Here is a 10,749-nt window from a genome sequence, read left to right as displayed (position 1 = left end):
GCTATCCTTTCATCATGGTCACGTCGTCGACCTTGAGAGTGGACTTGTTCCTTACGAGGGCAACCAAGATGCCGAGGGCGACGGCAACCTCCGCCGCGGTGATTGCGATGACGAAGATCGCGAATATCTGCCCGCGGAAATCGTCGTAGTAATGCCCGAAAGCGATGAAATTAATGTTGACCGAGTTGAGCAGGAGCTCCAGCGACATCAGCACGACCAGGATATTGCGTCTAAGCAGTACGCCTGCTGCTCCGATCACGAACAGGACCACTCCGAGCAAAATGTACCACCAGAGCGGAACCATCACCCCTGCTCCTTCCGCGCCAGCACGATGGCGCCGACCAGGGCGGCCAGCAGGATGACAGAGGCGGCTTCAAACGGCAGGAGATAGTCGGCGAAAAGTGTCGTGCTGAGTTGCCTGATCTGATCGCCGCCGCGCACAACGACGGGCTCCGTGACCGAAAAGCGGTCGCTCCAGAGCACCAGCACAAGCATCTCCACCCCAAGCAGGACAAGCAGCACCAGAGCCGGCAGGTTGCCGCCCGGCAAGAACCGCTGCAACACCGCTTCGCGCACATCGATCATCATGATCACGAACAGGAACAGGACCATGATTGCGCCGACATAGACGAAGATCTGGATGACAGCGAGCAACGGCGCCTCGAGCAAGACGAAGATTGCCGAGATCTGCAGAAAACACGCCATCAGCGCCAATGCGCTGTGAACCGGATTCCGCGCCAGGACCACGGTCAGTGCCGTGATCACGGACGCCGCAGCGAACAGAAGAAAGAACGCCTGATCCATCGACGCCGGCCCTCCGCCGCGATCTGTCACTCGGCGCAAGACGGCCGGATTTGAGATAGCTGCGCACTTCAGATGCGTCTACAAATTGTGCCCTAGTATCGGATTTTTCTCAAGATTACATGGTTTGGCGCTACGTTATGCCCAAGTCTCAGCATCTGATACGGTGTGCGATCCCGCAGCCTGCTTATCCGTTGTTCAGGCTGCCGAAGGAGGTCCGGCACGGGTTCAGAAATTCAGAAAAAAGGACATCGCCTTTGGCGAGCTTACCCGGCCCAGATGTAGTGAATAATCTCTTCGGCCTCGCGCTCGACCTCCTCGATGCGCTTCTTCACCACGTCGCCGATCGAGACAATGCCGTCGAGTTGGCCGTTCTTCACCACGGGCAGGTGGCGGAAGCGGCCTGTGGTCATGATCTCCATGACTTGGTTGATCGTGTGGTTCTCGGTGCAGAGGTTGACCTTGGCGGTCATTGCGTGATGGACACTCTGCTCCAGGGCCGCAGCCCCATGCTTGTTCATGGCGCAGACGATGTCGCGCTCGGACACGATGCCGACCACCTTGCGATCGCCATTGGTAACGACCAGTGCGCCGATCCTGTGCTCAGCGAGCCTGTTGATCGCCACGGTGAGCGTCTCGTTCGGGCCGATCGTCTCGACGGCTCGACCCTTGTCCTCGAGAATCGCTTTGACGTTCATGGCTTCCTCCAAGCGCTACTACGCTCCAGCCTTACGCCCCGTCTCCCTCTCGGTGCATTTTCTGCCCCATCGTGCGCCGCGCGCCTTGATATTTCAAGTCCGACTTGCGCGCCCAGGCCACGTGCTTCCTGGCGGTAGGCCTTCATGATTGGCTCACACATACCGCCGCCTGCTACAAGGGGTCGCCGTGCCGTCGCCGATGCTCATTGATCAGCCGAGAGCGCCGTCACGGATTCCGCGGAAGCCAATTCCGTCGGGCTCAGGGGCGCATGCCTGCTTCCCTCTAAACGCATGCCGCTCTCGTCTATTTCTTGCAGGCGTCCCTGAACCCCAGGCGGCGCGCAGGTGCCGTTCAGCGTCGCGTGCGACGATTTTGGTAAGCGGCGCGAGGATCGAACTTTCGCTCTTCAGAGCGATACCACTCAGCGAGGTGAGGCCCGTCGTCTGCTTCTACCGGTTGAGCACTGAAAGGTGATGAATCTGGCGCTCTTTCATTTGTTCAGCGCCTGCCCCAGGGCTGGCCCTCGAAACAGAAGAATATGCCGGGCGACATCACAGCGTCGGACGCGAAACCTTCGTGGTAAACATCCGGGTCGATCGAGTGAGCAGTGGAATCACTATGGCGGGCGTTACTGTGGCAAGAAGATCAGGATCGTCATTGATCATGTGCGGCAGATGATCTTCCGGACCGCCGAAGATCCTACGCTAATCTACTCAAAAACAACCGCTTCGCCGAATTTATTAGGTCTTTCCCGTCACTCCCACTCGATTGTACCCGGCGGCTTGCTCGTCACGTCGTAAACGACGCGGTTGATGCCGCGCACCTCGTTGATGATGCGGGTGGCGGCGGCACCGAGGAACGCCATGTCGTAGTGGTAGAAATCCGCCGTCATGCCGTCGACCGAGGTGACTGCGCGTAGCGCGCAGACGAATTCATAGGTGCGGCCATCGCCCATCACACCAACAGTCTGCACCGGCAGCAGCACGGCGAAGGCCTGCCAGATGGCGTCGTAGAGGCCGGCCTTGCGGATTTCGTCGAGATAGATGGCGTCGGCCTCGCGCAGGATCTCCAGCTTTTCGCGGGTGATGCTGCCTGGGCAGCGGATGGCGAGACCGGGGCCCGGAAACGGATGCCGACCGATGAAGGTGTCGGGCAGGCCGAGCTCCCTGCCGAGCGCCCTCACCTCGTCCTTGAACAATTCGCGCAGCGGCTCGACCAGTTGCATGTTCATGCGCTCGGGCAGGCCGCCGACATTGTGGTGCGACTTGATCGTCACCGACGGGCCGCCGGTGAAGGAAACGCTTTCGATAACGTCGGGATAGAGCGTGCCCTGCGCCAGGAAATCGGCGCCGCCAAGTTTCTCGGCCTCTTCCTCGAACACCTCGATGAACAGCCGGCCGATGGTCTTGCGCTTCTTTTCCGGGTCCGACTCGCCCTCGAGCGCGCCGATAAAACGGTCCGAGGCGTCGACCAGGATGAGCGGCAGATTGTAGTGCTGGCGAAACATCTCCACCACACCAGATGCCTCGTCCTTGCGCATCAGCCCGTGGTCGACAAGAATGCAGGTGAGCTGGTCGCCGACCGCCTCATGGATCAGCAGCGCGGCGACCGAGGAATCGACGCCGCCCGAAAGCGCGCAGATGACCTTGCCCTTGCCGACCTGTTTGCGGATCGTCTCGACCGCGTGCTCGCGGTAGGCGCGCATCGTCCAGTCGCCCTCGATGCCGGCGATCTTGTGGACAAAGTTTTGCAGCAGCCGGGCGCCGTCCGGCGTGTGCACCACTTCGGGGTGAAACATGATGCCGTACATCTTGCGCTCGACATTGCCGAAGATGGCGAAGGGCGAGCCTTCCGATTTTCCGAACACCTCAAATCCCTTGGGCAGGGAGATGACGCGGTCGCCATGGCTCATCCACACCTGGTGGCGCTGGCCGGGCGCCCACAGGCCCTCAAACAGCGGGCTGTCCTTCTGGATCTCGACGAAGGCACGGCCGAATTCGCGATGGTCGGAGCTTTCGGCGACGCCGCCCATCTGCACGCACATGGCCATCTGGCCATAGCAGATGCCGAGAACCGGCACGCCGGCGTCGAAGACGATCTGCGGCGCGCGCGGGCTGCCGATGTCGCCGGTCGAGGCCGGGCCGCCGGACAGGATCACCGCCTTCGGACTGATGCGCTTGAACGCCGCTTCGGCCGACTGGAACGGCACGATCTCGGAAAAGACGCCGGCCTCGCGGATGCGCCTGGCGATGAGCTGCGTGAACTGGCTGCCGAAATCGACAATCAGGACGGTGTCGGGATGATTGGCTATCTTCATGGCGAGCGTTTAGAGAAAGAAACGAGTCGGCGCAATGGGTTGCGAGGTGCCTCCCTCAATCCGATTCAGCGTCTTCATGCGACGGTCCAAATTCCAGGGCGCCGGACCCGATCGCCCGTTCCAGCCGCGTGACCGCATCCGCCAGCTTCTCGTCGATAACGTGGAGATACTCCTTCCAGTCGCCGACATGCCTGAGATCGGCAGCCCCGTCGGAAATGCCGCGCAGGCCGACGAGCGGCACGCCGAACAATTGGCAGGCTCGCAGGCAGGCGAAGGTCTCCATGTCGACCATATCCTCGGCAATCGCATCATAAGCGCTGCCGGAAATGATGGCTGCGCCGGTCGACAGCGTCGCCTCCCTTATATCAGGAATCCTGAACGGCAGCGGCACGGTCACCGGCAGGTCGAGAAACGGCGTCGCGCCCTTCTCGAAGCCCAAAGGCGAGGCGTCGATGTCACGGTAGGCGACCGAAACGGCCTGGTAGATTTCCGTCTGTTCCAGTGTCCGGCTACCCGCCGAACCGAGCGACACGACGAGATCCGGCAGCGCCTTTTCAGACTTCAGCCATGACAGTTCCGCGCCCAGCCTCACGCCCGCCTCGACCGGTCCAACGCCGGTCATGACAGGCGTGAACAGCCGCTGCAGATGAGGGCCGTATTCGGCCTGCGCCGCCATCACGAAGAGCACGTCCCTACCCGCAATTCTGACGGCCTTGCGCATCGGATCAGCCTTCAATGCCATCGCGACCGACCACCGTCATCATCGTTCCAGTCATGGTGGCGATCAGCTTGGCCTCGCCGTCGACGGCGAAGGCATAGGCCTGGCCGTCGGCGACGATGATGGTGCGGCCGGGCTTCGTCACCGAGCCGCGGAACAGGAAGCGTTCGCCCCGTCCCGGCGCTAGTAGATTGACCTTGAACTCAATAGTGAGCACGCCCGAATTCTCGGGCATCAGCGAGAAAGCCGCATAGCCGCAGGCCGAGTCCAGCGCCGTCGAAATGACGCCGGCATGGAGAAAGCCATGCTGCTGGGTCAGCGCCGCCGAATAGGGCATCTCGATCTCGATGATGCCGGGCGTCACCAGCGTCAGCTCGGCGCCGATCGTCATCATGGCGTTCTGGCGCGCGAAGGACGTCCGGACGCGATCCTCATAGTCGGGGGCGGGTACGATCTTTGCTGCCATGGCTTGTCACGCTCCTGTCAGAAAAGCTTATTGCAGAGGCATGAGCGGCAGGCAATCGCTATTGCTGCACTGCAGCAATCAAGTCCGCCGGCAAGTTCAGCCGCCCTTGCGCAGCGCACAGACATAAAACCCATCGGTACCGCTCAGCGCCGGCGACAGCGAAATGCCGCCTGCGGCGCCGATACGCGCGGCCGCCTCGTGGCCCGGAAAACGGCTGTCCCAGAGCTGGCGGTGATCGATCGGGACAAAGCCGCCGTTGCGATCCAGGAAAGCAGCGACCTGCTCGGTATTCTCCTCGTCGAACACCGAGCAGGTGATGTAGACCAGCAGCCCGCCCGGTTTGACGAAGGTTTTGGCCGCGTCGAGGATCGCCGATTGCTCGCCCTTGCGTGCATCGAGCTGCTTCTGCGTCAGCCGCCATTTGGCATCGGGCCGGCGCCGCCAGGTGCCGCTGCCGGTGCAGGGCGCATCGACCACGACGATATCCATGTGGGCCGAGAGGGGGCTGAGTTCCGCCGGCTTGGTGACGATTTGCACGTTGCGGTTTTCCGAGCGGCGGATGCGATCGAAGATCGGCGCCAACCGCGCCTTTTCGGCATCATGGGCAAACACCTGGCCGCGATTGTCCATCGCCGCCGACAGTGCCAGCGTCTTGCCGCCGGCTCCGGCGCAAAAGTCGAGAACCTGCATCCCGGCCTCCGCGCCAGCCAGCGTGGCGGCGATCTGCGAGCCTTCGTCCTGAACCTCGAACCAGCCTTTCTGGAAGGCCGGTTCCGCCTGCACGTTCGGGTGCCTGCCGTTGCCCGCGATCGGCGGGATGCGGATGCCGTGCGGTGCGATCCGTGCGGCCCTGGCGCCGGTCTCGGCCAGCTCGGCAAGAACCTTGCTGCGATCGGCCTGCAGCGTGTTGACCCTGAGGTCGAGCGGCGGGCGGGTCGCCAGCGCCGCACCTTCTTCGACCCAGCTGGCGCCGAAGGCCCGTTCGAAAAGCGGTTCGCACCAGTCGGGAATGTCGGCGCGCACCGCTGGCGGTGCATCGTCAAGCCGGCGGCCGGCAACCGCCTTCAACTCATTGTCGTTGAGCAGCGGCGGCGCGAATTTGTCGCCATCGAGCGCTTCATTCAGAGATTGGGCTGTCTGGTTCCATTCGAGCAGCAGCGCGCCGAAAGCGACGGCGCGCGGCGTATCGTCGTCCAGCAAAAAGCCGGCCGAGCGCTTCCGGCGCAGCCCGTCATAGACGATGTTGCCGATTGCGGCCCGATCGCCACCGCCGGCGAAGCGGTGCGACAGGCCCCAATCCTTCAGCGCATCAGCGACCGGCCGGTGACGCCGGCCGATATCCTCCAGCACTTCGATGGCCGCCGCCAGTCGTCCGCCCCGTCTCATCTTTGTCTTCCGTTACTCAGCAAATTAATTCCGGCCCTGCTCTAAAGCGCGCGACTGGCGCACACAAGCGGGGAGAGTTTTGGATATCAGATCGAATGCCCCGTCGGCATCCGAGACTTTGACCCTCGCATTGCTTGTGCTTTCAAACTTTTGAAGTTGCGATAGTTTCCCGCTGCGTGATTCGCAAAGAACTGCAAGCGGATCGACGGGAAATTGCGAGGAGAGGGCAATGAAGACTTATCTGGCGGAAGTTCTAGGCACATTTCTACTAGTGTTCATCGGCACGGCTTCGGTGGTGACGGGCGGCTTCGGCGGCGCGCTGCCGCTCGGCCAGGAAGGAATCGGTCTTGCATTCGGCATCGGCCTGATTGCGGCGGCCTATGCGATCGGCCCGATCTCGGGCGCGCATCTCAACCCGGCGGTGACGCTCGGCGTGTTCCTTGCCGGCCGAATGGAGGCCAAGGACGTCATCCCCTACTGGATCGCGCAGATCATCGGCGCCATCATTGCGTCGCTGGCGCTGTGGATCATCGTCTCCGGACAGGTCGGCGGCCACACCGGCGGCTTTGGCGCCAATGGCTGGGATGCGACGAAATGGGGCGTCAGCTCGGCGTTCCTGTGGGAGTTGATCGGAACCTTCACCTTCGTGACGGTGATCCTCGGCGTCACCAGCGGCAGCCACACGACGGCCTTTGCAGGCCTCGTCATCGGCCTGACGCTGGCCGGACTGCATTTTGCCATCATTCCGGTGACCGGCACGTCGCTCAACCCGGCCCGCTCGATCGGCCCGGCGCTGTTTTCGGGCAGTGCCGCGATCGGCCAGCTCTGGCTGTTCATCGTCGCACCGCTGATCGGCGGCGCCATCGCCGGCGTGGTTGCCAAGACCCGCATCTTCGAGAAGGACTGACGGCCGAAGGAAACCTCAATACAAAAAGGCGCGGGTCAAGGCCCGCGCTTTTTCGTTAGAGAATCACTTGCCGCCTCAGGATCGGGCAAGATCGAAGCGGTCGGCGTTCATCACCTTGGTCCAGGCAGCGACGAAATCCCTAACGAACTTCTGCCCGGCGTCCGCCGACCCATAGACCTCGGCAAGCGCACGCAGCTGCGCGTGCGAGCCAAAGATCAGGTCGGCACGGGTGCCGGTCCACTTGACCTCCCTGGTCTTGCGGTCGCGCGCTTCGTACACCTCATCGGAGCCTGCGGCCGGGTCCCAGATCGTGTTCATGCTGAGCAGGTTAACGAAGAAGTCGTTGGTCAGCGTGCCCGGCCTGTCGGTGAACACGCCATGCTTCGACTTGCCGGCTTTGGCGCCGAGCACCCGCAGGCCGCCGACGAGCACCGTCATCTCCGGCGCCGTCAAGGTCAGCAGCTGCGCCCGATCGACCAGCATCGCTTCGACCGACATCGGCTGCTTGCCCCGGACATAATTGCGGAACCCATCGACTTTTGGCTCGAGCGCGGCGAAGGACTGGACGTCCGTCTGCTCCTGCGAGGCGTCCATGCGGCCTGGCGTGAAAGGCACCTCCACGTCATGGCCGCCGTCCCTGGCGGCCTTCTCGACCGCGGCGACGCCGCCGAGAACGATCAGGTCGGCAAGCGAGACCTTCTTGTCGCCTGTCTGCCCGGCGTTGAACTCGCTCTGGATGCCTTCGAGCTGCGCAAGTACCTTCGACAGTTCGGTCGGCTGATTGACGTCCCAGTCCTTCTGCGGCGCCAGGCGGATGCGTGCGCCGTTGGCGCCGCCGCGCTTGTCGGAGCCGCGGAAAGTCGAGGCCGAGGCCCAGGCGGTCGAGACCAGTTCGGAAACAGACAGGCCAGAGGCCAGGATCTTCGCCTTCAGCGAGGCGATGTCCTGCTCGCTGATCAGTTCGTGATCGATGGCCGGGACAGGGTCCTGCCAGATCAGCTCTTCCTTCGGCACGAGCGGGCCGAGATAGCGGACAACCGGACCCATGTCGCGATGGGTCAGCTTGAACCAGGCGCGAGCGAAGGCATCGGCGAAGTGATCCGGATTCTCATGGAAACGCCGCGAGATCTTCTCATAGGCCGGGTCGACCCGCAGGGCGAGGTCGGTGGTCAGCATCGCCGGCGCGCGGCGCTTCGACGGATCGTGCGCGTCCGGCACGGAGCCTGCACCGGCGCCGCCCTTCGGCGTCCACTGATGGGCGCCGGCCGGGCTCTTGGTCAGTTCCCATTCGTAGTTGAACAGATTATCGAAGAAGTTGTTGCTCCACTTGGTCGGCGTCGTGGTCCAGGTCACCTCGAGGCCCGAGGTGATGGCGTCGCCGGCAATGCCGGTGGCATGCTTGCTCGACCAGCCGAGGCCCTGCGCCTCGATGCCGGCGCCTTCCGGCTCCGCCCCCACCAGCGATGCATCGCCGGCGCCGTGGGTCTTGCCGAAGGTGTGACCGCCGGCGATGAGCGCCACGGTTTCCTCGTCGTTCATGGCCATGCGTGCGAAGGTTTCACGGATGTCGCGTGCCGAGGCCAACGGATCGGGCTTGCCATTCGGCCCTTCCGGGTTGACGTAGATCAGCCCCATCTGCACCGCGCCGAGATGGCCCCGAAGTTCGCGGTCGCCGGAATAGCGCTCGTCGCCGAGCCACTTGGTTTCCGACCCCCAATCCACGTCCTGCTCGGGCTCCCAGACATCGGCGCGCCCGCCAGCGAAGCCGAACGTCTTGAAGCCCATCGATTCCAGCGCGACGTTGCCGGTGAGGATCAACAGGTCGGCCCAGGAGATCTTCCTGCCGTATTTCTGCTTGATCGGCCATAGCAGCCGGCGTGCCTTGTCGAGATTGGCGTTGTCCGGCCAGCTGTTGAGCGGCGCGAAACGCTGCTGGCCGGCGCCGGCGCCGCCACGGCCATCGCCGATGCGATAGGTGCCGGCGCTGTGCCAGGCCATGCGGATGAACAGCGGGCCGTAATGGCCGAAATCGGCCGGCCACCAATCCTGCGAATCGGTCATCACCTGGTGCAGGTCCTTGATCACCGCATCGAGATCGAGGCTCTTGAATTCCTTGGCGTAGTCGAAGTCCTCGCCCATCGGGTCCGAGAGGCTCGACTGCTGGTGGAGAACGGCAAGGTCAAGCTGGTTTGGCCACCAGTCACGGTTGGTCCTGCCGGCCGACCCATGCGCGACCGGGCATTTGCCGGCGCTGTTGTCATCGGTCTTTGCGTCCATCGTTCTCTCCGATTTGTTGATTTTTGTTGATTTTCCGGACGGGCCTTGAGCCACGCCATTCTGGAACGGTTCCAGACTAGGCCGCATTGCCGATAAAAACAAATTGCCTTTCCTGTTTGTTGCGATAGGTTTTCCTTATGATAGGTCTCACCGTCCGGCAGATGCAATATTTCGAGGCGCTGGCACAGACGCTGCATTTCGGCCGCGCCGCGAAGCTCGCCGGCGTCAGCCAGCCGGCGCTATCCTCGCAGATCGCGGAGATGGAGCTGCGCCTCAATTGCCGGCTGTTCGAGCGCGGCGGCAAATCGGTTCGGATGACTGACGAGGCACTGGCCATGCTGCCGCGCATCGAGCGTATTCTTGCTGACATCCGCGAGATCGAGACCACGGCCCGGCGCGGCCGCCCCGCCATGGAAGGACGCTTCCGGCTCGGCATCATTCCGACGGTGGCGCCCTATCTCCTGCCGCATGTGCTGCCGGAGCTGAAACGGCATTTCCCGGCCTTGCAGCTCGAATTGCGTGAAGCGGTGACTGCGTCGCTGGTCGAGGACACCGCCCTGGGAAAGCTCGACGCCTTCATAGCGGCCCTTCCCCTCGATCAGCCCGGGCTGATCACCGAGGCGCTTTTTTCCGACCGGTTCTTCCTTGCCGTGCCGGCCGGCGATCCCGCCTTCGCCTCGCCGCCGGTTCCGCCGGAAAGCCCGGCATTGGAAAGGCTGATGCTGCTGGAGGAAGGCCATTGCCTGCGCGAACAGGCGCTTGCCGTCTGCGGCAGCGTGCGACCGGTGGCAATGGCAAGTTATGGCGCGACCAGCCTGACGACGCTGCTGCAGATGGTGGCGCACGGCCTCGGCGTCACACTCATCCCGGAAATGGCCGCAGGGCCGGCCAGCGCCATGCGCGATTTGAAGATCGTGCCGTTCCAGGAACCGATGCCGCAGCGCACGATCTGCCTCGCCTGGCGGCGCAACAAGGTCCGGCACGACGAATGTGTCGAACTGGCCAAGATTGTCCGCGGGCTGGATCAGGCGGTGCTGGCGGCGTGAGGTGGAGGATCAGAGGGTCCGATTGACCTCAATCTCGTTTCCAAGCTGCGAGCAAGGGGCCTATGCTTCCATAAACAGGGTCTTTTCGGGACGTCCAACACTGGGGATCGTTACGACCGCCTTGGCAGCCTG

At 63.1% G+C, this 10,749-nt stretch carries 10 protein-coding genes; 2 read left to right on the top strand and 8 right to left on the bottom strand.

Annotated elements, in window-relative coordinates; genetic code table 11:
• Window position 1 precedes the first annotated feature (1 nt).
• The 7 genes from nuoK to ACWUKX_RS01565 form a co-directional block, all read right to left on the bottom strand.
• The gene (nuoK, locus tag ACWUKX_RS01595; protein WP_254022068.1) at window positions 2–304 is read right to left on the bottom strand and encodes an NADH-quinone oxidoreductase subunit NuoK; all 303 of its coding nucleotides are present in this window, start codon (window positions 302–304) and stop codon (window positions 2–4) included.
• On the bottom strand, window positions 304–804 hold the full coding sequence (locus ACWUKX_RS01590; RefSeq protein ID WP_292181939.1) for an NADH-quinone oxidoreductase subunit J: 501 nt from the start codon (window positions 802–804) through the stop codon (window positions 304–306). Before ACWUKX_RS01590 ends, nuoK begins: the two co-directional genes overlap by 1 nt.
• 263 nt (window positions 805–1,067) lie before the next feature.
• Window positions 1,068–1,499 carry a CBS domain-containing protein gene (locus ACWUKX_RS01585; RefSeq protein ID WP_456003213.1) on the bottom strand — a complete coding sequence of 144 codons (432 nt, stop codon included), beginning with the start codon at window positions 1,497–1,499 and terminating at the stop codon, window positions 1,068–1,070.
• 755 nt (window positions 1,500–2,254) lie between these two features.
• Window positions 2,255–3,817: a glutamine-hydrolyzing GMP synthase gene (gene guaA / locus ACWUKX_RS01580; protein WP_456003211.1), complete on the bottom strand. Its 1,563-nt coding sequence runs from the start codon at window positions 3,815–3,817 to the stop codon at window positions 2,255–2,257.
• A 55-nt stretch (window positions 3,818–3,872) separates the two neighbouring features.
• The gene (locus ACWUKX_RS01575) at window positions 3,873–4,538 is read right to left on the bottom strand and encodes a 5'-methylthioadenosine/S-adenosylhomocysteine nucleosidase (protein WP_456003208.1); all 666 of its coding nucleotides are present in this window, start codon (window positions 4,536–4,538) and stop codon (window positions 3,873–3,875) included.
• Window positions 4,539–4,542: 4 nt separating this feature from the next.
• Window positions 4,543–5,001 (bottom strand): PaaI family thioesterase, encoded by a 459-nt coding sequence (locus ACWUKX_RS01570; RefSeq protein WP_126103611.1) that lies wholly within the window; start codon window positions 4,999–5,001, stop codon window positions 4,543–4,545.
• Between the two features lie 96 nt (window positions 5,002–5,097).
• Window positions 5,098–6,387, bottom strand: a complete 1,290-nt coding sequence (locus ACWUKX_RS01565) for an RsmB/NOP family class I SAM-dependent RNA methyltransferase (RefSeq protein WP_456003205.1) — start codon at window positions 6,385–6,387, stop codon at window positions 5,098–5,100.
• A 229-nt stretch (window positions 6,388–6,616) separates the two neighbouring features.
• Between ACWUKX_RS01565 and ACWUKX_RS01560 the strand changes: the two genes are divergently transcribed.
• On the top strand, window positions 6,617–7,294 hold the full coding sequence (locus tag ACWUKX_RS01560; protein ID WP_456003202.1) for an MIP/aquaporin family protein: 678 nt from the start codon (window positions 6,617–6,619) through the stop codon (window positions 7,292–7,294).
• Window positions 7,295–7,369: 75 nt separating this feature from the next.
• On the opposite strand, the gene katG is transcribed toward ACWUKX_RS01560, so the two are convergent.
• Window positions 7,370–9,571: a catalase/peroxidase HPI gene (gene katG / locus ACWUKX_RS01555; RefSeq protein WP_456003199.1), complete on the bottom strand. Its 2,202-nt coding sequence runs from the start codon at window positions 9,569–9,571 to the stop codon at window positions 7,370–7,372.
• A gap of 137 nt (window positions 9,572–9,708) precedes the next feature.
• Here katG and ACWUKX_RS01550 point away from each other — a divergent pair, with 137 nt between their 5' ends.
• A complete protein-coding gene (locus tag ACWUKX_RS01550; RefSeq protein ID WP_456003197.1) occupies window positions 9,709–10,617 on the top strand; it encodes a hydrogen peroxide-inducible genes activator in 909 nt (302 codons plus the stop codon).
• Window positions 10,618–10,749: the final 132 nt, after the last annotated feature.

Source organism: Mesorhizobium sp. f-mel, assembly GCF_053850215.1.
The sequence above is the reverse complement of the archived record's forward strand: the minus strand, read 5'-3'. Positions and strand labels throughout refer to the sequence as shown.

Coding starts and splice junctions, on each gene's coding strand:
- nuoK (WP_254022068.1), bottom strand. CDS start 304: ATGGTTCCGCTCTGGTGGTACATTTTGCTCGGAGTGGTCCTGTTCGTG.
- ACWUKX_RS01590 (WP_292181939.1), bottom strand. CDS start 804: ATGGATCAGGCGTTCTTTCTTCTGTTCGCTGCGGCGTCCGTGATCACG.
- ACWUKX_RS01585 (WP_456003213.1), bottom strand. CDS start 1,499: ATGAACGTCAAAGCGATTCTCGAGGACAAGGGTCGAGCCGTCGAGACG.
- guaA (WP_456003211.1), bottom strand. CDS start 3,817: ATGAAGATAGCCAATCATCCCGACACCGTCCTGATTGTCGATTTCGGC.
- ACWUKX_RS01575 (WP_456003208.1), bottom strand. CDS start 4,538: ATGCGCAAGGCCGTCAGAATTGCGGGTAGGGACGTGCTCTTCGTGATG.
- ACWUKX_RS01570 (WP_126103611.1), bottom strand. CDS start 5,001: ATGGCAGCAAAGATCGTACCCGCCCCCGACTATGAGGATCGCGTCCGG.
- ACWUKX_RS01565 (WP_456003205.1), bottom strand. CDS start 6,387: ATGAGACGGGGCGGACGACTGGCGGCGGCCATCGAAGTGCTGGAGGAT.
- ACWUKX_RS01560 (WP_456003202.1), top strand. CDS start 6,617: ATGAAGACTTATCTGGCGGAAGTTCTAGGCACATTTCTACTAGTGTTC.
- katG (WP_456003199.1), bottom strand. CDS start 9,571: ATGGACGCAAAGACCGATGACAACAGCGCCGGCAAATGCCCGGTCGCG.
- ACWUKX_RS01550 (WP_456003197.1), top strand. CDS start 9,709: ATGATAGGTCTCACCGTCCGGCAGATGCAATATTTCGAGGCGCTGGCA.